Raw genomic sequence first — 24,229 nt, 5'->3', positions numbered from 1 at the left:
CCGACCAGGCCATGTCCCGAGGCGTGGCCTTCGTGGCGTGGCCTGCTCGCTGAATGTGGCGACGACCGTTCATGCAGGCCGCCATCGCTCAACGGCTGTACACGTACACCGTCGCGGGCGGCACGTTGCGCAACACGAACGCCCCACGCCGCACCTGCAGGCCCAGCTCGGCCACGACGTCCTCGGCCACCGGGGCGGCCGGACCGTAGGTGAACTGGACATAGCGCCCCTCTGGCCGCAGGCAAGCAAATGCCGCGGCCATCACGTCGCGCTGGGCCTCGCGCGGCATCGACAGCAACCCCAGGCCTGACACCACGGCATCGGCGGGGCCATCGGCGAGGTAGTGTGCGGCAATGCGCGGCAGGTCGCCCGCATCGCCTTTGACGATGCGCACCTGCGGGAAACGCACGCTCAGGTGGGCATGCAGTTTCTCGTCCAACTCCACCACCAGCAGGTTTTCGCCTTCAATGCCTGCATCGAGCAACGCGGCCGTGACCGCTCCTGTGCCGCCGCCCAGCTCGATCACGCGACGCGTGCCTTCCGGCAACTCGCGCAGCATGGCCGCGGCAAGCCCCGCGCTCGAGGGTGCCACGGCCGCCATGCGGCGCGGGTTGCGCAGCCACTGGCGGAAGAAGGTCCACCAGTGCGCCCTGTGCAACCGCGGCCGCTTGCGGGTCATTCCCGGCGCGCTCCAGGATGGCGCAGGCGCCAGCAGCGGTGGATGCGCGCGTCGCGCTCGAAGTCGGGCGGAATGGTGCGCGGGGTGATCTCCACGCACTCGGCGAACGCCGCCACCGCCGCCTCGTCCAGCTTGAAGCGGCGGAAGTTGTTGGAGAAGTACAGCACGCCGTCGCGCGCCAGGCGCGCCATCGCCGCGCGCAGCAAGGGCACGTGCGCGGCCTGCACGTCGAAGTCATCGGCGCGCTTGGAATTGGAGAACGTGGGCGGGTCGCAGAACACCAGGTCGTACTCGCCGGTGTCCTCGTCCAGCCAACGCATGGCATCGGCCTGTACCAGGCGGTGGCGCGTCCCGCCAATCCCGTTCTCCTGCAGATTGTCGGCGCACCACTCCAGATACGTGCCGGACAGATCCACGGTAGTGGTGCTGCGCGCACCGCCGACCGCAGCGTGCACGGTAGCCGCACCGGTGTAGGCAAACAGGTTGAGGAAGCGCGTGTCCCGCGCCTCCTCCGCCAGGCGCAGGCGCATCGGCCGGTGGTCGAGGAACAGGCCGGTGTCGAGGTAGTCGAACAAATTCACACGCAGGCGCGCATCACCCTCGCGCACCACCAGGAACTCGCCGCGGCTGTCGAAGTGGCCGTACTTGCTGCCTCCCTTGCCGCGTGCGCGGGTCTTCAACGCCACCTGCTCGCGGGGCACGCCGAACACCTCACGGGCAGCGGCCAGCAGTTCATTGAGGCGGCGACGCTGCACCGGCTCGGGAATGGTGGCCGGCGCCGCGTATTCCTGCACGTGCAGGAAGGTGCGCGGGACCACTTCGTCAGTGGTGTAGACATCGATGGCCGCCGCGTACTCGGGCAGGTCGGCGTCGTAGGCGCGGTAGCAGGTCACCTGTTCGCGCTCGCGCCAGGCCTTGAGCTTGCGCAGGTTCTTGCGCAGGCGGTTGGCCACCATCTGCGCGCCTTCGGACAGTGGTCGCGCCTCGGCGGTGCCGTCGGCCACGGCCGTGTCGCGGGCGATGTCACGCGCGGAGCGGATGGGGTCGACCACGATCAGCGCGCATTCGATGGCGCCATTGAATACCTGGTAGCTCCTGGCAGCGCGCAGGCCGGTCGCGCGGGCCAACTCCGCATCGCCGCACAGCAGGCTCGCGCGCCAGCCCGGCACCGCAGCCTTGATCGCGTCGCCCAGCGCGCGGTACAGCGCCGGGTCGGCGGCCAGGCGCGCATCGTAGGGCGGATTGCAGACGACCAGACCGGTCGCCGGCAGTTGGATCGTGCCGTCGGAGGCACCGCCATCGCCGGCAGGCTCGTGCGCGGCCTCGCCCCGTGGATCGGCGGCACTGGCAACACCAGCAGGTTCATCACTTCGTGACGGGTTCGTTCCATCGGCATGCGCCACCGACGAGCGCATGCGCGATGGCAACTGCGCCACGTCCGCCACGCTCCACTGGATCACGCCCACCAGCGCGGCCATGATTTCGTTGTCGCGCGCGGCGCGGATCGCATGCGGGTCCAGGTCGCTGCCGAAGAATGCCCTCCGCAGCGCCGCACGACCTGCGGCTTCGCGCTGCCGCGCGTCATCCACCAGCGACTTCCACGTGCCGGCATCAAAACCACGCCAGCGCGTGGGCGTGCGCCCCTCATGCCGCAGCAGGCCGGGCGCCACGTCGGCGGCCATCAGCGCACCTTCAATCAGCAATGTGCCGCTGCCGCACATCGGGTCCAGCAACGCACCGCCTTCGGCGTACCGCTTGGGCCACTGGCCACGCATCAGCACGGCCGCGGCCAGGTTTTCCTTGAGCGGCGCCTCACCCTGCTTGAGGCGCCAACCCCGCCGGTGCAACGGGCCGCCACCCAGGTCCACGGACAGGATGGCGCGGCCTTTGCGGACCACCAGGTTGAGGCGCAAGCCGGGCGATTCGACGTCCACGTCGGGGCGCGCGCCGGTGCGCTCGCGCATCACGTCCACCACCGCATCCTTCACCCGCTGCGCGGCGTAACGCGCGTGGGTGATGGCGGTGCCCGACACATGGGCATCCACGGCGATGGTGTCGCCGCCGGCGAGGTGTTCCGGCCACGGCACTGCCGCCACGCCGGCATACAGCGCCAGTTCGTCGGCACAATCGAACTCGGCGATGGGCCACAGCACGCGGCTGGCCAGGCGCGACCACAACACCGCGCGTTGCGCGTCCTGCAACGTGCCTTCGACGTTCGCGCCGGCCATGGTGGCGGTGGCGTGCGTGCAGCCCAGCGCCACCAGCTCATCGGCCAACAGGTACTCCAGGCCCTTGCCGCAACTGGCGAAGAATTTCATTGCAGGCCATCCAGCAGGGCGGCGAATTCGGCGGCGCTCGCATACACGTGGTTGGCCAGGCGATGGCCATCGTCGACCAGCAACAACCGGTCCGAACGCGGCGCGGACCATTCCACCACGTGGGCGGCGGGGATCAACTCATCATGCCAGCCGTGGATGATGCCGGTGGGCACCGCGGCGGCGGCGAGTGGCTGCGCCTGCCCCATGCGGATCGGCGGTGCCATCAGGAACAACCCCTTCACCTGTACCTGCAGCGACACCAGTCCGGAAATGTAGGCGCCCAGGCTGGAACCCGCCAGCACCACGGGGCCGCGCACGGCGGCGGCCTGCGCCAGGCCCAGCAGGCGCTGCAGGCGCGCCGGCACGTCGCCCAGTTCGCTGACCTCGCGCCTGGCGTCCAGGTCGGTGTAATCCGGGCGCTCGTGGGTCCAGCCAACGCGCTCGGCCGCCTCGGCCAGGGCGGCGACCTTGGTGGCGTCGGGGCCGCTTTCGAAGCCGTGGGAAAGGATGCAGTGTCCGCGCATGGAGAGTCCGAGGGGGAGGCGATGACAGGCCTGCGGCGCGGGCAGCGGTCTCGATGGCGCTGCGTCGCGGCAGGCCCCGGTGCAGGGGCGAATGGTAGCATCCGGCCCATGTTGCCCGACCTGCCGCTGTTGCCCATCCACATCGACCCACTGCCTTACGAAGCACGCCTGGACGCGCGGCCGCGCGAGCAGGTGGACCTGGTGGTGATGCATTGCACCGAGCTGCCGGACCTGGCCATGGCGCGGCGCTTTGGCGAGGAGGTGCTGTATCAGGCGTCGGGCACCGGCAACAGCGGGCATTACTACGTCGACCGCGACGGCAGCGTGCACCAGTACGTGTCAGTGGAGCGCGTGGCCCACCACACGCGTGGCTACAACCCACGCTCCATCGGCATCGAGCTGGTCAACCGCGGCCGCTACCCGGACTGGCTGGCGGCCGGACACCAGACCATGGACGAGGCCTACCCCGCAGCGCAGATCCTGGCCCTCATCGCGCTGCTGCAACGACTGCGCACCGAGAACCCCAGCCTGCAGTTGATCGCGGGCCACGAGGACCTGGACACCACCGAGGTGGAGGCCAGCGACGACCCCTCGCTCAAGGTGCGGCGCAAGCGCGACCCGGGCCCACGGTTTCCATGGGACGAGGTGCTGCAGGCCGTGCCGCTGAAGCGGCTGCAACCTGAAACGTCGCTGCCCTGAGCTACGGTCCAAGCCCATGGGCCACGGCTAACGGCCCACGGCCGATTTCCAGGTGCGCGCGTGGGTGGCGCCGGTCCCGTTCGCCGCCCCCCCCGATTCCCGGCGCCGCCCGGGTCGCCTGCAGTGGACAGGTATACTGGCTGGCCTGCTGCCACCACCCCTGCGTCCATGACATCCCACGTCTCCGAGCTGATCGAACTGCTGTCGCTCGAGCGCCTCGAAGACAACCTGTTTCGCGGCCAGAGCCGCGACATCGGCACCAAGTACGTGTTCGGCGGCCAGGTGCTGGGGCAGGCGCTGTCGGCCGCGCAGGCCACCCTGCTCGATCCGCGCGCGGCGCATTCGCTGCACGCCTATTTCCTCAAGGCCGGCGACATCGACGCGCCCATCGTCTACCAGGTGGACCGCACCCGTGACGGCGGCAGCTTTTCGGTGCGCCGGGTCACCGCCATCCAGCACGGGCAGCCGATCTTCTTCCTCGCCGCGTCGTTCCAGAAGGAGGAGGGGGGCGTCGAGCATCAGCTGTCGATGTCCGAAGTGCCCAAGCCCGAGGACATCGAGCCGGCGCCGGCCGTGCCGCCGGAGGTGATGGCCACCCTGCCGATCAAGGTGCAGCGTTGGCTCACGCGCCAAGGCCCGTTCGAGTTCCGCCACGTGTACCCGCGCGATGAGTTGAACCCGCCCAAGCGCCCGCCCTACCAGCAGGTCTGGTTCCGGCTGAGCGAGCCGGTCGGTGACGCGCCGGAACTGCACCGCGCCCTGCTCGCCTATGCCTCGGACTTCCACCTGCTGGGCACCGCGACCTTCCCGCATGGCATCAGTTACTACCAGCCCAACGTGCAGATGGCGTCGCTGGACCACACCCTGTGGTTCCACCGCCCGTTCCGTGCCGACGAGTGGCTGCTGTACTCCATCGACAGCCCGAGCGCGCAGGGCAGCCGCGGCCTGGCCCGTGGCCAGATCTACGACCGCGACGGCCGCCTGGTGGCCAGCACCGCGCAGGAAGGCCTGATCCGCGTGGTGCACAAAGCCGACGCCACCGGCACCCAGGGTTGATCCGTGCGCCAGGTCTTCAGCAGCGCCCGCATCGAGAACGTCGAAGCCGTCGCGCAGCTGCTGCGTGACGAAGGCATCGAGGTGCGCATCAGCGACGGCCGCTCCTACAAGGGCAGCCGCCGCGGCACGTTCAGCTACAGCGACGACAACACCCGGCGCCCCGCCGTCTGGGTGGTGCAATCCGAGGACCAGATCCGCGCGCGCGACCTGCTGCGCAAGGCCGGCCTGCTGGACTCCACGCGCCCCGGCGAATCAAGCTACCTCGCCCCCAACTTCCGCAGCGAGGAAGAACGCTACGGCAAGCCATCGGCGCAAAAGCGCGCCTGGCGGATCAAGGCCGGCCTGATGCTTGGCATCGCGGTGATCCTTGGGCTGGCGATGGTGCATTCGCTCAGGCAGGTTGCCACGCCCGCGCCGGAGCTCGCCTCGCCCCCGTTCGATGGCAGGGTCGCGCCCACGTTGGACGGCATCGCCATGGCCGTTCTCAACGCGGAGATTCCGAACACGGTGATGCCGGTGGTGTGCGTGTCAGTGGATGGCCGCAACCCGTTGCCGGACGTGATGCGCGGCATCGGCAGCCGGGACCACCTGATCGTGCCCGCCAACCACTGCGTGCGCAACGCCGACGTGGACAAGGGCAGCATCCACGGCACCTCGGGACAGGACGCGGAGATCCTGGACGTCACCGCCTTCCGACCCAGCGCGCCCGATGCAGGCACGGTGGAATTCAGCGCCTACCACCACCGCATGTGGGCCCGGTACAAGACCTTCGAGGTGCGCCACGTCGATGGCCAGTGGAAGGTGGTGAAGACGCTGCGGCACGTCTCCACTTGAGCAGGAAATCACTGGGTCATTACAGTGGCGAAGTTGTACATCACCCGGACTTGGCCGGCGCCGCCCCAGGCCATTGCCAAGGTCGCGCTGCGGTCGCCCTTGCGGTAGTACATGCTCGCGCCGCCGCGCGTGTCGTTCGGCGAATAGTGGCTCTCGGTCCAGCCTGCGGCCAGCATCGCGGCCTGCGCCTGCCCGGCAAGGGCGAACACCTGGCCGGGGGTCCGCAGTTCGACCGCGTGCGCACCGTCGTCTTCGTTGACCTCGGCGACCACATGCTCCGCGGGCAGGTAGACGTCCGCGGGGAACCATTCGGGAAGGGCGGCGGGGACAGCCGCGGGCGCGGCAGCGACCACATCCGCGGCACCGACGGGGATCGCAGCACCCGCGACTGCGGCGTCCGGTGCCGCGCCTGCGACATCGGTGGCCTCCTTGCGTTCGCCGCCACAGCCGCCCAGGGCCACCGCCAATGCCAGCACGAGGAAATATGGATGCATGTTCGGACGGCTCGGGGAAAGTATCCGGAAATACTAGGCCTGAAATGGTATCAGGAACAATTTGAGCGTTGCGGCGGCCGTCCCGGCGGGCGGGCCGTCACAAAGCGCCCCGTGCGCATTTCCACCTGCCCCCCTTTTCCCAAAAGCACATCGGAAATTGTCCCTGACACGCACCGCCTTTTTGCGGGCGTAGACTGCGGCCAGTCCCCACGAGGCCACCGCCATGCCCATCGAAACCGCACGCGGGCAGCGCATCACCATCCACTTCGACGCACGGCGCTGCGTGCATTCACGCAACTGCGTGCTCGGCAACCCGAAGGTGTTCGTGCCCAACGTCGAGGGCGAATGGCTGCACCCGGATGCGGCCAGTGCCGCCGAGGTCGAAGCCATCGTACGCAGCTGCCCATCCGGGGCGCTGACCTTCGAGCGCATCGACGACGTGGCCGACGAACACGCACCGGAAGTGAACACCGTGCACGTGCGCGAAAACGGCCCGCTCGCCTTCCACGCCGACTGCACGATCGCCGGCCAGCCGCGGCAGCCCTACCGCGTCACCCTGTGCCGCTGCGGGCAGTCGCGGCACAAGCCGTTCTGCGACACCCGCCACAAGGAAGTCGGCTTCACCGCCACCGGCGAGCCCGCCGAGAAACCGTCCGAAGCGCTGGCCGTACGCAACGGCACGCTTTCAATCGAACCGCAGAAGGACGGCCCGCTGAAAGTGGTCGGCAACCTGGAAGTCGTCAGCGGCACCGGCCGCACCGTCAACCGCGTCACCGAGACCTTCTTCTGTCGCTGCGGGCAATCGGCCAACAAGCCCTATTGCGACGGCAGCCATCGCAAGGTGGGGTTCCAGGCCGAGGGCGCTTGAACCAAAAGGTGAACTAAAAGGGGACGAGGAAGGCAGGCCATGGCCACAGCGTCCTGCGGTCCTTTGGCACAGTCCATTCCCCCGAAGGGTTGCAAATTGCCGATGGCTCGCCTAGCCGCGGGGTCGATCAGGGACCATGGCGGCAGGAGGCAACACCGCCACTTGCCCACGGCGCTATGCTCATCCCATGCGCGACAACCCCGTGCCGCCACCGGACGACCTCCGCCTGTTCCACACCGGCGAGCATCCGTGCGGCTACTGGCCCGACCGCGTGGCCCGCGACCTGGTCTTCGATCCGCGCGACCCGCGCATGGCGGCGCATTACCCCTTCGCGCTGGGCTGGGGCTTCCGCCGCTCCGGCGACATCGTCTACCGGCCGCACTGCCCTGGCTGCCGAGCCTGCGTGGCGGTGCGCATCCCGGTGGCCCGCTTCGCACCCGACCGCAGCCAGCGCCGCTGCCTGGCGCGCAACGCGCGAGTCGAGTCGCGCGTGTGCCCCGCCGAGCGCACGGACGAGCAGTTCGCGCTGTACCGCCGTTACCTGAGCGCACGCCACCCCGACGGCGGGATGGATACCCACGGGGCACTCGAGTTCGACCAGTTCCTGGTGGGCAGCTGGAACGAGGGGCGCTTCATCGAACTGCGCGAGGACGGCCGGCTGCTGGGCGTGGCCGTCACCGATGTCATCGAAACCGCACTGTCGGCGGTGTATACGTTCTACGACCCGGACCTGCGCGAACGCGGCCTGGGCACGCTGGCCATCCTCAGGCAACTGGAGTGGGCGCGCCGCGAGCACCGCACCCACCTGTACCTGGGCTACTGGATCGCCACACACCCCAAGATGGACTACAAACGCCGCTTCCAGCCGCTCGAAGGTTTCGACGGTCGCAGGTGGCGCGACCTGGATTTCGGAGACTGGGCATGACCCAAGCAACATCGCGCATCGACCGCCGTGGCCTGTCATGGCTGCTGGCGCTGGCAACACTCACCTTGGTGCCGGGATGCGTACGGGTCAATATCCAAGGCAATCCGGAGGCATGGGCCAACAGCATGACGGAACCGATGGGCGCGGCGGTCCCCGTGCGGGTGGCCACCTACAACACATCGCTGTACGACGAGGAGGAAGGCGGCCTGGTCCGCCGTCTGGAAGCGGGCGACGCCAACGCGCGCAACATCGCGGCGGTGCTGCAACGCGTGCGCCCCGACATCGTGCTGCTCAACGAGTTCGACTACGACGCCGCGCACCGTGCCGCCGAGTTGTTCCAGCGCCGCTACCTGGAAGTGGCACAGGCCGGCGGCGAGCCGCTGCGCTACGCCTACCGCTACCTGGCCCCGGTCAACACCGGCGTGCCCAGCGGCCTGGACCTGGACAACAACGGCACCGTCGGCGGCAGTGGCCGGGGACGTGGCAACGACGCCTGGGGCTACGGCCTGCACCCCGGCCAGTACGGCATGCTCGTGCTGTCGCGTCATCCCATCGACAGCGACGCTGTCCGCACCTTCCAGCACCTGCGCTGGAGCGCGATGCCCGGCGCGCTGCAACCCCGTGATCCGCGAAGCGGCCAGGCCTGGTACCCGCCCGCCACGTGGTCGAAGCTGCGCCTGTCGTCCAAATCGCATTGGGACGTGCCGATCCGCACGCCGGGTGGCGTCGTGCACCTGCTGGCCGCCCACCCCACCCCTCCGGTGTTCGACGGCCCGGAGAACCGCAACGGCGCGCGCAACTTCGACGAGATCCGCTTGTGGAGGGAGTACGTATCCGGTGATGCGCAGCCCTGGCTGTGCGACGACAACGGCCGCTGTGGCGGGCTGCCGGCGAGCGCACAGTTCGTGATCGTGGGCGATTACAACGCCGACCCGGTCGATGGCGATGGCATGCCGGGCGCCATCGGCCAGTTGCTCGACCATCCCCGGGTACAGGCGACACGCATTCCGCGCAGTGCCGGCGCCGTGGAACGGGCCGCCGAGCGCCGCTTGCCCCGCAACGGCGACACCGCCACCCATACCGGTGATTTCGGCCCCAAGGCAGGCACGCTGCGGCTGGATTACGTGTTGCCCTCGCGCGGGCTGGACGTTGTGGGCGAAGGCGTGTTCTGGCCGGCCAGCAGCGACCCCGATGCCGCCATCGCCGCTGCCAGCGACCACCACCTGGTCTGGGTCGACTTCAACCGGATACCCGACTGAAGGTCGGCCCCACGGAGCGACTCACTCCGGCTTGGGTGCGTCGCCCAGCGTTTCCGGCGGCCCCGACGGCGGCGGGTTCGAAGGCGCCTGCGGCGTAGCCGGGGACGGCACCGCCTGCGGTGGCGCCTCGGCCGGTTCGGCCGTCGGTCCCACCGGCGGCAGCGCGGGCACCGGCGCTTCGGCGCGCGGGCCAAAGCCGAAAGCCGCTTCGCCACGCGCGGACACGATCATCCGCACCATGCTGGTGGGCACCATCAGCTGCAGCTCGACCGTCTTGCCTTCGCGGTCGCGCGCCTCGATGGTCATCTCGATCAGCGCGCCACCGGTGTCGATCTCGTTGCACAGGATGTGCGGCCCGGCCGGGCCATCCTGCAGGTAAGGCTTGATGGCATCGCCCAGCGCCTCAAGCGCCTGGGGGAAGAAGAACACCGCAAAACCGGTTACCTCAGCCATGTCGCCTCCGCTCAGCGCAGATCGATGTGCAGGGCCGCAGCGGCATCGCGCGCAATGGCACGCGCCTGCTCCACGTCCTCGCCCAGGGCCAGCGTCACCGCCACCCGGCGCGCACCTTCCACCCGGGGCTTGCCGAACAGGCGCAGTTGCGTATCGGGGAGCGCCAGCGCCTGGTCCACGCCCGCGAACACCGGCACGCCATAGCCTTCGGCCAGCACCGCGCACGACGCGGCCGGGCCCTTGTGCCGGATCACCGGGATCGGCAAGCCCAGGATCGCGCGCGCATGCAGCGCGAACTCGCTCAGTTCCTGCGAGGCCAGCGTCACCAGCCCGGTATCGTGCGGGCGCGGCGACACCTCGCTGAACCACACTTCGTCGCCCTTGATGAACAATTCCACGCCAAACACGCCCCAACCGCCCAGGTCATCGGTGACCCTGCGCGAAATGTCCTGCGCGCGCTGCAGCGCCAGCGCCGACATCGGCTGCGGCTGCCAGCTTTCACGGTAGTCGCCATCGCGCTGCAGGTGGCCGATCGGGTCACAGAACGTGGTGCCGCCGGCATGGCGCACGGTCAGCAGGGTGATCTCGTAATCGAAATCGACGAAGCCCTCGACGATGGCCCGGCCCGCACCGGCGCGGCCCCCGGTCTGCGCGTAATCCCACGCCGCATCGATCTCGTCGACGCTGCGCACCAGGCTCTGGCCCTTGCCCGACGAGGACATCACCGGCTTGACCACGCACGGCAGGCCCACGGTTTCAATCGCGGCCAGGTACTCTTCCCGGGTGTCGACGAAGCGGTAGGGCGAGGTCGGCACGCCCAGCGTCTCGGCCGCCAGCCGGCGGATGCCCTCGCGGTCCATCGTCAACCGCGCCGCCCGCGCCGTCGGGATCACCCGGCAATGGCTGCCGCGTCCAATGAACTCCTGCTCCAGCTGCACCAGCGTCTCGGTGTGGATCGCCTCGATCTCCGGCACGATCAGGTGCGGACGCTCCCTGGCGATCAGTTCGCGGATCGCGGCGCCATCCAGCATGTCCAGCACGTGGCTGCGGTGCGCGACCTGCATCGCCGGCGCGTCGGCGTAACGGTCGGCGGCGATGACCTCCACGCCAAAGCGCTGCAATTCGATCGCCACTTCCTTGCCCAGCTCGCCGGAGCCCAACAGCAGCACGCGGAAGGCGGACGAAGACAGCGGCGTACCGATCGTGGTCATGGCATCAGGGCGGTGGACGGGAACGGCATTGTACCGCCCCCTCCCGGAACGACGGTTGCGGTGGCCCCATGTGCCCGGCGATGCTGTGCCCATGCGATTCATCCGCGTCCCGACTGCAGGGTTGCGCGCCCTGGCGGGCGCCACGTACGCCGCATCGCCGGTGCGACCGCGCATGCGCAAGGCGTGGCGGACGTTGCTGCCCGCGCTGCTCGCGCTTGTCCTTGCCGCCTGCACGCGCTCCGCGGATACGCCCGCGCGCACCGCCGTATCCGGCTTCCTGCTGGATCCGCAACTGGATGAAATCAGCGGCCTGGCGGCCTCGCGTCGCCACCCCGGCACGCTTTGGCTGCTGGACGATGGCGGCAATCCCGCGCGCCTGTTCGCGGTCAGCACGCGCGGGTTGCGACGCGCGACGTACCGCGTGGAAGGCGTGAGCAAGACCGACTGGGAGGACATCGCCGCGTTCCGCCTGGACGGCCGCGACTACCTGCTCATCGCCGACACCGGCGACAACGGCGGGCTGCGCCGCACCCTGCAACTGCACGTGGTCGAAGAGCCCCGTGCGTTGGAGAACGACCGCCTGCGTCCGGCCTGGTCGATCGCCTTCCGCTGGCCCGACGGCCCCCGCGACTGCGAAGCCGTGGCGGTGGACGCCAGGCGCGGCCAGGTATTGCTGGTGTCGAAGAAGCGCCAACCGGCCGAACTGTTCGCGCTGCCGCTGCGCCCGCGCGACAAGGGCATACAGACGGCCCGGCCGCTGGGCCATCTGGCCGGGGTACCGCAGCCCACCCCCCAGGACCTGCGCAAACGCCCACAGCGCGCCCGCTACGACGCCCACGTGACGGCGGCCGACGTATCGCCCGATGGCCGCACCCTGGCGGTCATGACCTATCGCCACCTGCTGTTCTACCCGGCGCTGCGTGGGCAGGGCTGGGGGCGCGCCGTGGCGCGCACGCCGGAGGCCCGCCTCCTTCCGTGGCTGCCGCAGGCCGAAGCCATGGGCTGGGCCGAGGACGGCCGCAGCGTGTACGCCACCGGGGAATTCGTGCCGGCGCCGCTGTACCGGATCAGACGCTAGTCATCCCGGGCGCTGGTTCGCCCATCCCACCTGCACTTGACTTGATATCAATTTGATATCACTCTATCGAGGAACCTCGAGGAGCACGGCCATGAAAGAGAATCCCATCCGTTCCCTGCCCGGCATTCCCATGCTGCTGGCGCTGCTGGCCGTGTTGCTGGCGGGTGTCTGGATCGCCATCGACGGCGCCCAGGCGACCAGCCTCTCCCACCTCGTCATCGGCGTCGGGCTGGCCACGCTGGCCGGCTTCTGCCTGGCCGGCCTGTACATGGTCGAGCCCAACCAGGCCGCGGTGCTGAGCCTGTTCGGCAAGTACGTGGGCACGGTCAAGGACAACGGCCTGCGCTGGAACAACCCGTTCTTCTCCAAGCGCAAGGTCAGCCTGCGCGTGCGCAACTTCGAGAGCGGCAAGCTCAAGGTCAACGAGCTCGACGGCAGTCCCATCGAGATCGCCGCCGTCATCGTGTGGCAGGTGGTGGACAGCGCCGAGGCCGTCTACAACGTCGACGACTACGAAAGCTTCGTGCACATCCAGTCCGAGTCGGCGCTGCGCGCGATGGCCACCAGCTACCCCTACGACCAGCACGAGGAAGGTCAGCTGGCCCTGCGCAGCCACGCCACCGAGATCAGCGCCCATCTGCGCAACGAACTGGCCGAGCGCCTGGCCGACGCCGGCGTGCAGGTCATCGACGCACGCATCAGCCACCTGGCCTACGCGCCGGAAATCGCCCAGGCCATGCTGCAGCGCCAACAGGCCAACGCGATCATTGCCGCGCGCACGCGCATCGTCGCCGGTGCGGTGGGCATGGTGGAAATGGCGCTGGCCGAACTGCAGAAAAACAACACCGTGCAGCTGGACGAAGAGCGCAAGGCCGCGATGGTCAGCAACCTGCTGGTGGTGCTGTGCGGCGAGCGCGCCACCCAGCCCATCGTCAACGCCGGCACGCTGTATTGAGGCCCGCACCATGATCGCCACGCCGATGGTCGTACTGACCGCCACCATTGGCGTGGGCGTGGCACGCCGTCGCCGGGACTGACATGGCCGAGAAGAAAGCCTACCCGCTGCGCATCAACGCCGACATCCTCGCGGCGGCGCAGCGCTGGGCCGATGACGAACTGCGCAGCCTCAACGCACAGATCGAGTACGTGCTTCGCGACGCGCTGCGCAAGGCCGGGCGACTGCCCGGCCCCACCCACCCGACACCCGAGCAGGAGGAGGACACCCCATGAACCAACGCTGGCAATACCACGTGGTCGACTTGCCGCCGCGCATGTTCGAAACCATGCCCGAGCGGCTGCAGGCCGAACTCGACCGGCTGGGCGCGGAGGGCTGGGAACTGGTCAGCGTGGTGCAGGTGCCCACCCTGACCGACTACGCACGGCTGTTCTTCAAGCAACCGGCCTGACTGCGGACGGCAGCACCGGCCCACGACAAGGAAACGTTATGTCCCGAACTTCATCGCTGCTGCTTCCCGCGCTGCTTGCATTGCTGGGCGCGGGCGCGCCACAACCCGGCCTCGCCGGTCCTTCCCCGGCGGCGGCCGCGCCAGTGGCCGCCGCCCCGGACCAAGGCGCCGTCGCGCTGGCCATCAAGCTGCTCGACCATCTCGATGCTGGCCGGTTCGCCGAGGCCGAATCCCTGTTCTCTCCCGAGATGCGCGCCGCCGTCCCCGCAGACAAGCTGCAGCAGGTGTGGGTTTCGCTTTCGCAGAACATGGGCGCGCCTGGTCCGCGTGGCGTGCCGACCACCATCGCCCATGGCGACATGACGGTCGTGTCCGTGCCACTGCCCTATGCAAAGGCAAACCTGGCGGCGCGCATCACGTCCGACGCCAGCGGCCGGATCGCCGGTTTCCTGATCCAACCCGGACCGCCTCCGGTCGCCGCACCGGTGCCCTCCACGTCCCATGTCGAACGCGAAATAAGCGTCGGCTCCGGTGAGCGCGCCCTGCCGGCCACGCTCACCCTGCCCACCGCCGCCTCCGCTGCGGCCCCGGTTCCCGCAGTGGTGCTGGTGCACGGCTCTGGCCCGCAAGACAGGGACGAAACGATGGGTCCCAACCGGCCGTTCCTGGACATTGCCCACGGCCTTGCCGCACGCGGCATCGCCGTGTTGCGCTACGAGAAGCGCACGCGGGTGCGGCCGCAGGACCTTGCAGGCATCGACTTCAACGTGGACGACGAAGTGACCCGCGATGCCGTTGCCGCGATTGCCTCGGTGCGCGCGGTCGAAGGCGTCGACCGCGGCCGGGTCTTCGTCCTGGGCCACAGCCTGGGCGGCATGCTGGCACCGCGCATCGCGAGCCAGTCCGGCCAGGTGGCAGGCGTGGTGCTGATGGCGGCGCCGGCTCGCCCAGTGCTCGACCTGATGCTGGAACAGAGCCACCGGCTGGCGGCGGGCGACGGAACGGTCAGCGAGACGGAACAGCAGGCCCTTGACGACCTGGGTGCGCGCGTAAAACGCGTGCGCGGCGCGGGCGAGGTCGCGGCTGCGGACTCGCCGATGGGTCTCCCGGTGAGCTACTGGCGCAGCCTCGAAAGCATCGACCCCGTGGCCGACGCCCTGGCGCTCAGGCGGCCCACCCTGGTCGTGCACGGCGGCCGTGACATCCAGGTAGTGGATGCGGACTGGCAACGCTGGCGCGACCAGTTGTCGGAACTGCGCAATGTACGCCTGCGCCATTACCCCGCACTCAACCACCTGGGCATCGCCGGCAAGGGTCCCGGAACGGTCGAGGAATACCTCACCGCAGGCCATGTGGACGCCCAACTCATCGACGACATCGCCGGCTGGATCCGTCAACGTTGACCCGGCCAACCGGAGCCCAGGCATGACCCGCGCTTTCCCTGTCGTTCCACCGCCATCGCACGCCGCCTGGCTGCTGGGTGGGCTGCTGGCCATCCCGCTGATCGCCATCGCCGTGTCCATGCACCTGGGCCCGTCCGCCGCCGACCGCGGCGCCGCCATGCCCGCATTCGCGTTCGCCGTGGTGATCGTGGGCGCCGTGGCGGCATTCACCTTCTGGGGCCTGGGCCGCCGGCAAGTCCTGTTGGACGAGCGCGGATTGCAGGTGAAGGCCGCCATGTTCAGCCATCGGGTGGGTGCGGCCGACCTGGACGTGGCCAGGGCGCGCATTGTCGACCTGGACGAGCGCACCGAACTGAAGCCGGTGCTGAAGACGTTCGGCATGTCGTTGCCCGGCTTCCATGCCGGCTGGTTCATGCTGCGTGACCGCAGTGGCGGCTTCTGCCTGCTCACTTCGCGCCGCCGCGTGCTGTGGCTGCCCACGCGCTCGGGAAAATCGCTGCTGCTGTCGCTGGAACGGCCCGAAGCGCTGCTGGACGCCCTGCACCGGATCAACGCCCCCATCGGCCCGCGGGCGTGACTTGCAGCCACCCCGGCACTACCCTGCCTGCATGCGCGGCCTGCCCCAACGCCTGATCAACACGCCGGACATCGAGATCTGGCCCGCCGGCCTGCTCAAGGCCCGCGGCAACCATGACGCGCGCGCCATCGCGCGGGCACGCCACGTCCTGCGCCGCAAGCGCGATGGGCGCTACCTGGCCGCCGACCTGCCCGAGGGCCTGCAACCGCTGGTCTGGCAGCTGCGTCTGGAACCGGGCCTGGGCGCCGCCCTCGACGCCATGGAATCGGACGTCATGCACCGCCGGCCCGGCCTCGAGCACGTCCGTGCGCTGCCGCTGGACCGCCTGCATGAACGGCTTGACCAACTGGGGTTGGCCGAGGAGAGCTATGCCGAACGCACCAGACTGACGCTGGTCGCCGAACCGGACTGGCTGGCCCTCGCCGGCTTCGACCGCTACCAACGGCCGCTCTGGCTTCACAACGATGCGGCACGCGCCTGGTCGCACATGCGCGATGGCGCGATGCGCGATGGCGTGGTGCTCGAGGCCATTTCCGGCTACCGCAGCCACGATTACCAGCTTGGCATCTTCGAGCGGAAGCTGGCGCGCGGCCTGTCGGTGGACGAGATCCTCAACGTCAACGCCGCCCCGGGCTTCAGCGAACACCACTCCGGCCTCGCGCTGGACATCGCCACGCCGGGCGAACCACCGGCCGAGGAGTCCTTCGAGCACACGCCCGCATTCGCCTGGTTGCGCACCAACGCCAGGGCCTACGGTTTCCACTTGAGTTATCCGCGCGACAACCCACACGGCATCGTCTATGAGCCGTGGCATTGGGCCTGGCGCGGCCACGGGTAGCGCGCCCTCCACAGCGCAGGCGCCACCACCGGGCGCTGCCTGCCCTCAGTCCTGCGAACGCCTGGTCGCCACCTTGGCGTCGTTCGCGGCGTCCGCGATGCGCCACAGGTACAGGCTCGCATAGGTCCGGTACGGCCCCCACTTCTCCCCGCGCTCGGCCAGCGCCTTCGGCTTGAGCATCTCGTCCAGACGGTCCACCGCCTGCGCGCCCTTGCGGATGCCCAGGTCATCCACGGGCAGGACGTCCGGCCGTCCCAGCCGGAACATCAGCATCATCTCCACCGTCCAGCGGCCAATGCCACGCACCGGCACCAATGCGTCGATGATGGCGTCGTCGTCCATCGACGCCATGCGGCGCAGGTCGGGGATCTCGCCGTCCGCCTCCCGGCGGGCGAGGTCGCGCAACGCCAGCAGTTTGTTGCCCGACACGCCACAGGCCCGGATCGCGGCGTCGTCGCAGCGCGCCAGCGTGTCGCAATGGAACCGGTCGCTGTCGATGGCCGCCTCCACGCGCGACACGATGGTGGCCGCCGCCTTGCCACTCAGCTGCTGGTAGAGGATGGCGCGGGCCAGCGCATCCACCGGATCGAAGGACTTCCGCCAGCGCGGATCGGCCGGGATCGGCCCCATCCGTCGCATCCAGGCGCCCAGTTTCCGGTCACGCCTGGCCAGATGCTCGAAGGCCGCGTCGGTATCGAACCCGCGTGGAAAGCGCGCCATTGGCTAGCTCACTGCCGCACGGCCGTCATCGCCCACACCAGCCAACCCGCCATCATCAGCGTGCCGCCCATCGGTGCCAGCGCCGTGGGCCATCCCGCCAGCGCGCCCATCACCAGGCTGCCCGAGAACAGCAACGTCCCGAACAGCAGCCCCGCCAACGCGACGATGCGCCAGACGCGTCCCGCCGAAAGCGGCCCCAGCGCGGCAAGCGCCACGCCATGCCCGAACAGGAACAGGGCTGCCGACTGCAACCGCGACTGCGCCTCGCCGTCGGCGCCATGCGACGCATACGCCGCCAGCCCGACCGCCAGCGCGGCCAGTACCGCTCCAACGGCGGCGAACCAGCGCCCCGCCACCACGCGCACCGGCGCGCGTACCGCCCCCGAACCTGTCTGCATCACCGTTGCTCCATGACCGCAGCCATCACGATACCAAGGCCCACGGCATTTTCGTCGCCCAAAACAAAACGCGCCGCGGAGTGCGCGGCGCGTTCGGTTTCCGGGAGTCGGAAGGTCGGGCTTACTTGACCGCCCAGACCACTTCGAACTCGCCTTCCTCGGTGAAGCCCTTGTCCAGGCCACCGATCCAGTTCTCGTACGGACGCTCGGTGGTCTCGTAGCCACGGGTCATGGCCCAGCCACGCAGCGCGTCGCGGATGCGGTTCAGGTTGGCCATGTGGCCCTTGAAGCGGGTCACGGCGATCTTGGTCGGCTCGGTGTAATTGGTGGTTACCGGGCCTTCGATCTTGATGTCCAGCTTGCCGGTGGCGCCGGCCTTGCGGACCGGCTGCACCACGTCGAACGAATAGGTCTGCGAACCGAACTCGTTGGTCACGATGCGCACCGGGCCGGCGGCTTCAAGACCATTGGCCTCCATCACCTTCTTGATCCACTGCATGTTGTTGTTCATGGTGGACTGAACCTTCTCGTTGTTGCGCTCGACGGCGGCGGTCACGACAAGGAGGTTCTCGGCGGGGCGCTCGGCCAGCTTCGGCGCGGCGGCCGGGTCGGCCTTGGCCAGCTCGTTGTAATCGTAGTTGGGCACCGTCGCCAGCATGTTGTCCAGGCGGGCCAGGCCCATCTTGATGTCTTCGCCAACGTTGCTGCTCACGTACATGCCGGCGTAACGGCCCAGCAGGTTCCAGCCGTAATCGATGTCGAAGGTCTGGGTGATCTGCACGTTGCGGTTGTTGCGGCCGGTCGGCTGCAGCAGGAACTCCATGCGCTTGTTGCGGCCCGGCTCGACGGTCTCGAGGTCATAGGCGATGCGCTTGTTCTTCTCGCTCTCCACCAGGGTCCAGCTGCCGTCGCGGATGCCGCGTTCCTTCGACTCGTAATCAAGGCGCGCGCCGACACCCGCTTCCGGGCCGGACAACGACAGCTTCACCGCCGGGTCGCGCAGCACCAGCGGGTTCCAGTCCTTGAAGCGGCGCAGGCTGTTGAGCGTGTCGAACACGATCGACATCTTGCGGTTGGTTTCCACCGAATGCTCAAGGTGGCGGCTCGACGGCAGCACGATGCCGACAACCAGGAACAGCGCGGCGACGATCGCCAGCGAAATCAGAATCTCAAGCAGACGGGTCATTCAGGGTTCTCCAGGGCCGTTGCCCGGGCTGGGCTGGGCACAGACCTGCAATCGTATCAAGCACGGGGCGGCGAGGCGAGATGCCAATTCAGGGCACCGGTTAACGGCCCGGCCGTGTCCATGGCCCGTTCCGCGCCCCGCTTACACCAATTGCAGTTCGAAGGCCTTCAGTACGGCCCGCGTACGGTCCCGTACGCCCAGCTTGCTGAGGATGTTGGACACATGGTTCTTGATCGTGCCCTCGGCCACGCCCAGCGAATTGGCGATCTCCTTGTTGGAGAAGCCACCGGCCATCAACCGCAGGATCTCGGTTTCGCGCTCGGTCAGCGGGTCCGGCCGGTCCAGGCTGACGAAGTCGTTGCGCATGTGCTCCAGCCCCGACAGCAGCCGCTGGGTCATGGCCGGCTGCACCAGCGAACCGCCGTCGGCGACGGCCTGGATGGCGCCCACCAGCTGCTCCAATGACACATCCTTGAGCAGGTAGCCCTTGGCGCCGGCCTTCAGCCCGGCCAGCACCAGCTGATCGTCATCGAACGTGGTGAGGATGATCGTGGGTGGCAGTTGCCCAAGGCGGGCCAGCGCCTGCAGCGCCTCCAGCCCCGACATCACGGGCATGCGCATGTCCATCAGCACCACGTCGGGCTTGGCCTGCGGAATCAGTTCCACCGCCTGCTTGCCGTCGCTGGCCTCGCCGATCACCTCGATGCCCTCGTCCAGAGCCAGCAGCGAGCGCACGCCTTGCCGCACCAGGGTCTGGTCGTCCACCAGGAATACGCGAATCATCCATTGGCTCCTTCACAGGCGGCGACCTGCGTCGCCGAGGCCGGCAGCCGGAGGTCAAGGCGGAAGCCTGCCCCGGGCCGGGTTTCAATTTCGATCGTGCCACCGTATTGCGCAAGACGCTCGCGCATGCCGCGCAGGCCATTTCCCGCCACAAGCGCGTCGGTGCCCCGCCCGTCATCGCGGGCCTTGATCTGGACGCAGCCGTCGTCGCGCCGCGCCTCGATCCACAGGTGGTGGGCGCCCGAATGGCGCACGGTGTTGGTGATGATCTCCTGGGTGCAGCGCAGCAGCACGTGCGCGCGCTCGGGGTCGTCCAGGGTCAACGGCGACTCGATGTCCATGTGGATGTCCAGCGCCGGCACGTTCTCGGCCAGCGGCCGCAGCGCGGCCGAGAGGTCGATGGCACCACCCTCGCGCAGGGTGCTGACGGCCTCGCGGACGTCAGTCAACAGCAGCCGGGCCAGCGTGTGCGCCTGCTGCACGTGTTCCTTGGCCCGTCCTTCGGACAGGTGTCCGGCCACTTCCAGGTTGAGGCTCAGGGCGGTCAGATGGTGGCCGAGCAGGTCGTGAAGCTCACGCGAGATGCGGGTGCGCTCGTTGATCCGCGCGCTTTCCGCCAGCAGCAGGCGGGTGGCGCGCAGTTCGGCGTTGAGCCGGCGCTGGTCCTCGCGGGCCTCGGCCTGCTGCCGGGCCACCAGGCTGGTGATGAACACGAACACGCAGAAGCCCGCATACAGCACCGACTGCATGATGGCGTCCGGCCAGGGGAAGCCCAGCAGGTACACGAACACGGGCACCACCAGGAACTGGCTCAGGACCAGCCAGGCGATCCCCATCCGCAACGGCAGCAGCCACGGCAACACGCACGCCACCAACATCAGCAGGATGCTGCCCAGGCCGCTGGCGCTGAAATAGCTGATGGCCACGGCGCTGATGGTGAGGATCACCAGCAGCACGTAATCGGCACGGTTCGCGCGGCGCCCACCCAGGGTCCGCGTCACCCAGGCATAACTCAGGCCGAACGTCAGGTAGGCCGCCCAGACCTGCCAGTCGATCCGCGCGCCCAACAAGGGCTCGTCGACACCGTCCAGTCCGTGCTCCACCGGGTACAGGGCCAGCGACAGCAGTGGCAGCCCCACCACCGCCCAGGTGAAAAGACCGGCGTAACGCAGCAGTCGGGAATGGTTCAGGCGGGAGAGCATGCCCGCATCGTAGCGGCATCCCGGGTCGCCCGTGCCACCCGAAAGTCATGCCTGAACGGGGAAGAATCCCCGGCCCGGCCAGTCGACCGGCGGTCGCCCCGCGTCGGCGACCATGCGATAATCGCGGCGGTCGGACAGCGTCATGTCCGCCCCCCGAGACACTGGAGCCCGGAATGTCGATCGTCGTCCGCGACGTGCGCGAGCACGAGCTGGATTCCGTCCTAGCACTGAACAACGCCGCCGGCCCCACGATCCTGCCGCTGGATGCCGCAAGACTCCGCCACCTCTACGAGAACGCCGAGTACTTCCGCGTGGCCGAACGCGATGGCTCCCTCGCCGGGTTCCTGATCGGCTTCGGCAGCCACGCCAACCACGACAGCAGCAACTTCCGCTGGTTCCGCGAGCGATATCCCGAGTTTTTCTACATCGATCGCATCGTGGTGGCCAGCCGCCGCCGCGGTGGTGGCGTGGGTCGCGCGTTCTACGCCGACGCCCAGAGCTACGCCGAACTGCGGTACCCGGAAATGGCCTGCGAGGTGTTCCTCGACGGCGCCAGCGATCCGGTGCTGCTGTTCCACGGCAGTTTCGGATTCCGCGAAGTCGGCCAGCACGTCATGGAAGAGGCCGGCGTGCGCGCCGCCATGCTGATGAAGCCCCTGTGCAGCTACCGCTGGGTGCGCGACACCTACGGCGATGCCCTTCCCCTTGAGCCCTGGATCACCCAGCCACGCGGCCCGATCGCCGCGCGCCGGCTCACGGGGACCTGCCCATGAGTGCAAACGCATTCGATTACGAACAGGCAGGCGAACTCAAGATCGGCCAGGTGGGCATCGCCAACCTGCGCGTGCGCACGCTGGACGTGCCGCGCCTGGTGGACGAAATGCGCAGCCGCGTGCAGCGCGCGCCCAAGCTGTTCCAGCGCGCGGCCGTGGTGCTTGATTTCGGCGGACTGACCCAGGTCCCCAACGCTTCGAGCGCGCAGGCCCTGATCGACGGACTGCGCGATGCGGGCGTGCTGCCGGTGGCCATCGCCTACGGCAGCAGCGACACCGAACGGCTGGCCGAAGCGCTGGGCCTGCCGCTATTGGCCAAGTTCCGCGCCCAGTACGAGCGCGCCGAGGGCGACGCCGCCACGCCACCACCGCCCGCCGCCGCACCCGCGCGGCGCGAACCGGAGCCCGAGGCGGCACCGGCGCGCCCGGCCGCCACGCCCCATGCAGGCCAGCCCGGGATGATGCATGCTGCACCGGTGCGCTCGGGCCAGCAGGTCTACGCCGACAACCGTGACCTGACCGTGCTGTCTTCGGTGGGTGCCGGTGCGGAAGTGATCGCCGACGGCTCGGTGCACATCTACGGCCCGCTGCGCGGTCGCGCACTGGCCGGCGCGCAAGGCAATGAGAAGGCCCGTATCTTCTGCCGCGAGTTCCATGCGGAACTCGTCGCCGTGGCCGGGCATTACAAGGTGCTGGAAGACATTCCCAAGGACCTGTACGGCAAGCCCGTGCAGGTCTGGCTCGAAGACGGGCAACTCAAACTCGCGGCGTTGGATTGACGTCGCTCCATCGGAGGAACATCACTTGGCCGAAATCATCGTAGTCACGTCGGGCAAAGGCGGGGTCGGCAAGACCACCAGCAGCGCCAGCATCGCCTGCGGCCTCGCGCGCCGCGGCCACAAGGTCGCCGTCATCGATTTCGACGTGGGCCTGCGCAACCTCGACCTGATCATGGGCTGCGAGCGGCGCGTGGTGTACGACTTCGTCAACGTCGTCAACGGCGAGGCCTCGCTGAAGCAGGCGCTGATCAAGGACAAGCGCTTCGACAACCTGTTCGTGCTGGCCGCGTCGCAGACCCGCGACAAGGACGCGCTGACCAGGGAAGGCGTGGAGAAGGTGCTCAAGGACCTGGCCGACGACGGCTTCGACTACATCCTGTGCGACTCGCCCGCCGGCATCGAGAAGGGCGCGTTCCTGGCCATGTACTTCGCCGACCAGGCGGTGGTGGTGGTCAATCCGGAAGTGTCCTCGGTGCGCGACTCCGACCGCATCCTGGGCCTGCTTTCGTCCAAGACCCGCAAGGCCGAGGAAGGCGGCCGGGTGAAGGAACACCTGCTGCTGACCCGCTACAGCCCCAAGCGCGTTGAAACCGGCGAGATGCTCAGCATCGCCGACGTCGAGGAGATCCTCGGCCTGAAGACCATCGGCGTCATCCCCGAATCCGGCGACGTGCTCAACGCCTCCAACAAGGGCGAGCCGGTCATCCTGGAAACCACGTCAGACGCCGCCCAGGCGTATGACGACGCGGTGGGCCGCCTGCTGGGCGACAACCGCCCGATGCGCTTCGTCACGGTCGAGAAGAAGGGCTTCCTCAGCAAGATCTTCGGAGGTTGATGATGGGTCTGTTCGATTTCCTGCTCACCAAGAAGCAGACCGCGTCGGTCGCCAAGGACCGGCTGCGCATCATCGTCGCCCACGAGCGTTCCGGGCGCGGCAATAGTCCGGACTACCTGCCGATGCTGCAGCGCGAACTGCTGGAAGTGATCCGCAAGTACGTCAATGTCGATGCCGAAGCGGTCAAGGTCGACCTGATCGGCGACGGCGACAACAAGGTGCTCGACATCTCCGTGGCGCTGCCGGAAAACGCGGCACAGGCCTGATATGGCCCAAGGCGGTGGCCCAGCGGCCACCGCTCCCGCCCTTGCGGCTCGCATCGCCCGTCCAATGGCCTTCGCGGGCCGCTCCGACGCCACTGCACGCCCTCGAATCCCCCCCCCATGCTCACCCTGGCCGACACCGGTTTCGAGGCACCCGCCGCCCTGCTCGCCCGCTATGGCCTGGCGCTGCATCGCGTCGGGGACGGCGAAGCCATCCCCGGCAGTTACTGGGGCGAGTGCGAGGCGGGCATCATCGGCACGCAGGTGTACGCGCGCGACGACACCCCGGTGCACTCGCTGCTGCACGAGGCCTGCCACCTGATCGTGCTGCCCCCTGAGCGGCGGGCGCAGGTGCACACCGACGCCACCGACTCCATCGAGGAAGAGGATGCGGTGTGCGTGCTGCAGGCGCTGCTGGGCGACGCGTTGCCCGGCGTCGGCCGCGAGCGCGTGCTCGCCGACATGGACGGCTGGGGCTACACCTTCCGGCTGGGCTCGGCCTCGGCCTACTTCCACGATGACGCCGCACTGGCGTGGGACTGGCTGCATGAGCGCGGCCTTGCCGACCGCGATACCCGACGGGTCGTGCTACCCGGTTGAGGGCGGCGCGCACGTCGCGTGCGTCACAACACGCCACGACAAGCACCGGCGGCGCACCGCGACTTGCT

General features: G+C 68.9%; 28 protein-coding genes and 1 pseudogene. 18 read left to right on the top strand and 11 right to left on the bottom strand.

Annotated elements, in window-relative coordinates; translation table 11 throughout:
* Positions 1 to 88 precede the first annotated feature (88 nt).
* From IP93_RS13405 to IP93_RS13395, 3 genes and pseudogenes are all read right to left on the bottom strand, one after another.
* Positions 89 to 679 carry a class I SAM-dependent methyltransferase gene (locus IP93_RS13405; RefSeq protein ID WP_144816528.1) on the bottom strand — a complete coding sequence of 197 codons (591 nt, stop codon included), beginning with the start codon at positions 677 to 679 and terminating at the stop codon, positions 89 to 91.
* Positions 676 to 2,997: pseudogene (rlmKL, locus tag IP93_RS13400) on the bottom strand (bifunctional 23S rRNA (guanine(2069)-N(7))-methyltransferase RlmK/23S rRNA (guanine(2445)-N(2))-methyltransferase RlmL); the annotation flags it as partial. The gene IP93_RS13405 and the pseudogene rlmKL, both read right to left, overlap by 4 nt.
* A complete protein-coding gene (locus tag IP93_RS13395) occupies positions 2,994 to 3,521 on the bottom strand; it encodes an alpha/beta family hydrolase (RefSeq protein ID WP_144816524.1) in 528 nt (175 codons plus the stop codon). The pseudogene rlmKL and the gene IP93_RS13395, both read right to left, overlap by 4 nt.
* A 108-nt stretch (positions 3,522 to 3,629) precedes the next feature.
* Here IP93_RS13395 and IP93_RS13390 point away from each other — a divergent pair, with 108 nt between their 5' ends.
* The 3 genes from IP93_RS13390 to IP93_RS13380 all read left to right on the top strand — a co-directional run bounded on the left by IP93_RS13390 (position 3,630) and on the right by IP93_RS13380 (position 6,110).
* Positions 3,630 to 4,220: an N-acetylmuramoyl-L-alanine amidase gene (locus IP93_RS13390; protein ID WP_199747231.1), complete on the top strand. Its 591-nt coding sequence runs from the start codon at positions 3,630 to 3,632 to the stop codon at positions 4,218 to 4,220.
* 168 nt (positions 4,221 to 4,388) lie between these two features.
* On the top strand, positions 4,389 to 5,276 hold the full coding sequence (gene tesB / locus IP93_RS13385) for an acyl-CoA thioesterase II (protein WP_144816523.1): 888 nt from the start codon (positions 4,389 to 4,391) through the stop codon (positions 5,274 to 5,276).
* A gap of 3 nt (positions 5,277 to 5,279) precedes the next feature.
* Entirely contained in the window at positions 5,280 to 6,110 is an 831-nt protein-coding gene (locus tag IP93_RS13380) for a hypothetical protein (RefSeq protein ID WP_144816521.1), read from the top strand.
* 8 nt (positions 6,111 to 6,118) lie between these two features.
* Here the strand turns inward: IP93_RS13380 and IP93_RS13375 are convergent, their stop codons facing one another.
* On the bottom strand, positions 6,119 to 6,604 hold the full coding sequence (locus tag IP93_RS13375; RefSeq protein WP_144816520.1) for a hypothetical protein: 486 nt from the start codon (positions 6,602 to 6,604) through the stop codon (positions 6,119 to 6,121).
* 223 nt (positions 6,605 to 6,827) lie between these two features.
* Here IP93_RS13375 and IP93_RS13370 point away from each other — a divergent pair, with 223 nt between their 5' ends.
* From IP93_RS13370 to IP93_RS13360, 3 genes are all read left to right on the top strand, one after another.
* Complete coding sequence (locus IP93_RS13370; protein ID WP_144816518.1) at positions 6,828 to 7,472, top strand: CDGSH iron-sulfur domain-containing protein; 645 nt, start codon at positions 6,828 to 6,830, stop codon at positions 7,470 to 7,472.
* Positions 7,473 to 7,659: 187 nt separating this feature from the next.
* Complete coding sequence (locus IP93_RS13365) at positions 7,660 to 8,397, top strand: arginyltransferase (RefSeq protein ID WP_144816516.1); 738 nt, start codon at positions 7,660 to 7,662, stop codon at positions 8,395 to 8,397.
* Complete coding sequence (locus IP93_RS13360) at positions 8,394 to 9,656, top strand: endonuclease/exonuclease/phosphatase family protein (RefSeq protein ID WP_144816515.1); 1,263 nt, start codon at positions 8,394 to 8,396, stop codon at positions 9,654 to 9,656. Before IP93_RS13365 ends, IP93_RS13360 begins: the two co-directional genes overlap by 4 nt.
* 21 nt (positions 9,657 to 9,677) lie before the next feature.
* Here the strand turns inward: IP93_RS13360 and IP93_RS13355 are convergent, their stop codons facing one another.
* Complete coding sequence (locus IP93_RS13355; protein ID WP_144816513.1) at positions 9,678 to 10,109, bottom strand: hypothetical protein; 432 nt, start codon at positions 10,107 to 10,109, stop codon at positions 9,678 to 9,680.
* A gap of 11 nt (positions 10,110 to 10,120) precedes the next feature.
* Entirely contained in the window at positions 10,121 to 11,320 is a 1,200-nt protein-coding gene (gene purT, locus IP93_RS13350) for a formate-dependent phosphoribosylglycinamide formyltransferase (RefSeq protein WP_144816511.1), read from the bottom strand.
* A 91-nt stretch (positions 11,321 to 11,411) separates the two neighbouring features.
* Between purT and IP93_RS13345 the strand changes: the two genes are divergently transcribed.
* The 7 genes from IP93_RS13345 (at position 11,412) to IP93_RS13315 (ending at position 16,622) form a co-directional block, all read left to right on the top strand.
* On the top strand, positions 11,412 to 12,398 hold the full coding sequence (locus IP93_RS13345; RefSeq protein ID WP_144816509.1) for a hypothetical protein: 987 nt from the start codon (positions 11,412 to 11,414) through the stop codon (positions 12,396 to 12,398).
* A 91-nt stretch (positions 12,399 to 12,489) separates the two neighbouring features.
* Positions 12,490 to 13,353, top strand: coding sequence for an SPFH domain-containing protein (locus tag IP93_RS13340; protein ID WP_144816507.1), 864 nt, complete (start codon positions 12,490 to 12,492; stop codon positions 13,351 to 13,353).
* Between the two features lie 83 nt (positions 13,354 to 13,436).
* Positions 13,437 to 13,628: a type II toxin-antitoxin system antitoxin gene (locus tag IP93_RS13335; RefSeq protein ID WP_144816505.1), complete on the top strand. Its 192-nt coding sequence runs from the start codon at positions 13,437 to 13,439 to the stop codon at positions 13,626 to 13,628.
* Positions 13,625 to 13,804, top strand: coding sequence for a DUF4177 domain-containing protein (locus IP93_RS13330; protein ID WP_144816503.1), 180 nt, complete (start codon positions 13,625 to 13,627; stop codon positions 13,802 to 13,804). The genes IP93_RS13335 and IP93_RS13330 overlap by 4 nt, the downstream gene beginning before the upstream one ends.
* A gap of 38 nt (positions 13,805 to 13,842) precedes the next feature.
* Positions 13,843 to 15,207, top strand: a complete 1,365-nt coding sequence (locus IP93_RS13325; protein WP_144816501.1) for an alpha/beta hydrolase — start codon at positions 13,843 to 13,845, stop codon at positions 15,205 to 15,207.
* A 22-nt stretch (positions 15,208 to 15,229) separates the two neighbouring features.
* Entirely contained in the window at positions 15,230 to 15,784 is a 555-nt protein-coding gene (locus tag IP93_RS13320) for a PH domain-containing protein (RefSeq protein WP_158636350.1), read from the top strand.
* 31 nt (positions 15,785 to 15,815) lie between these two features.
* Complete coding sequence (locus tag IP93_RS13315) at positions 15,816 to 16,622, top strand: M15 family metallopeptidase (protein WP_144816498.1); 807 nt, start codon at positions 15,816 to 15,818, stop codon at positions 16,620 to 16,622.
* A gap of 45 nt (positions 16,623 to 16,667) precedes the next feature.
* On the opposite strand, the gene IP93_RS13310 is transcribed toward IP93_RS13315, so the two are convergent.
* The 5 genes from IP93_RS13310 to IP93_RS13290 form a co-directional block, all read right to left on the bottom strand.
* Positions 16,668 to 17,342, bottom strand: coding sequence for a DNA-3-methyladenine glycosylase family protein (locus tag IP93_RS13310; protein WP_144816496.1), 675 nt, complete (start codon positions 17,340 to 17,342; stop codon positions 16,668 to 16,670).
* 8 nt (positions 17,343 to 17,350) lie between these two features.
* A complete protein-coding gene (locus tag IP93_RS13305; RefSeq protein ID WP_144816494.1) occupies positions 17,351 to 17,740 on the bottom strand; it encodes a DUF423 domain-containing protein in 390 nt (129 codons plus the stop codon).
* 121 nt (positions 17,741 to 17,861) lie between these two features.
* A complete protein-coding gene (locus IP93_RS13300) occupies positions 17,862 to 18,926 on the bottom strand; it encodes an SRPBCC family protein (RefSeq protein ID WP_144816492.1) in 1,065 nt (354 codons plus the stop codon).
* Between the two features lie 141 nt (positions 18,927 to 19,067).
* On the bottom strand, positions 19,068 to 19,709 hold the full coding sequence (locus tag IP93_RS13295) for a response regulator (RefSeq protein ID WP_144816491.1): 642 nt from the start codon (positions 19,707 to 19,709) through the stop codon (positions 19,068 to 19,070).
* Positions 19,706 to 20,911, bottom strand: coding sequence for a sensor histidine kinase (locus IP93_RS13290; RefSeq protein WP_144816489.1), 1,206 nt, complete (start codon positions 20,909 to 20,911; stop codon positions 19,706 to 19,708). Before IP93_RS13290 ends, IP93_RS13295 begins: the two co-directional genes overlap by 4 nt.
* A gap of 173 nt (positions 20,912 to 21,084) precedes the next feature.
* Between IP93_RS13290 and IP93_RS13285 the strand changes: the two genes are divergently transcribed.
* The 5 genes from IP93_RS13285 to IP93_RS13265 all read left to right on the top strand — a co-directional run bounded on the left by IP93_RS13285 (position 21,085) and on the right by IP93_RS13265 (position 24,161).
* Positions 21,085 to 21,684, top strand: coding sequence for a GNAT family N-acetyltransferase (locus IP93_RS13285; protein ID WP_144816487.1), 600 nt, complete (start codon positions 21,085 to 21,087; stop codon positions 21,682 to 21,684).
* Entirely contained in the window at positions 21,681 to 22,463 is a 783-nt protein-coding gene (minC, locus tag IP93_RS13280; protein ID WP_144816485.1) for a septum site-determining protein MinC, read from the top strand. The genes IP93_RS13285 and minC overlap by 4 nt, the downstream gene beginning before the upstream one ends.
* Before the next feature lie 25 nt (positions 22,464 to 22,488).
* Entirely contained in the window at positions 22,489 to 23,298 is an 810-nt protein-coding gene (gene minD, locus IP93_RS13275) for a septum site-determining protein MinD (RefSeq protein WP_144816484.1), read from the top strand.
* Between the two features lie 2 nt (positions 23,299 to 23,300).
* Positions 23,301 to 23,564, top strand: a complete 264-nt coding sequence (gene minE / locus IP93_RS13270; RefSeq protein WP_144816482.1) for a cell division topological specificity factor MinE — start codon at positions 23,301 to 23,303, stop codon at positions 23,562 to 23,564.
* A gap of 117 nt (positions 23,565 to 23,681) precedes the next feature.
* Positions 23,682 to 24,161, top strand: coding sequence for a hypothetical protein (locus IP93_RS13265; RefSeq protein WP_144816481.1), 480 nt, complete (start codon positions 23,682 to 23,684; stop codon positions 24,159 to 24,161).
* The last annotated feature ends 68 nt before the right edge of the window (positions 24,162 to 24,229 follow it).

It is taken from the genome of Aerolutibacter ruishenii (genome assembly GCF_007830115.1).
GTDB classification, from domain to species: domain Bacteria; phylum Pseudomonadota; class Gammaproteobacteria; order Xanthomonadales; family Xanthomonadaceae; genus Aerolutibacter; species Aerolutibacter ruishenii.
Note: the sequence above shows the minus strand (reverse complement) of the source record. Positions and strands in the feature narration are given on the sequence as shown.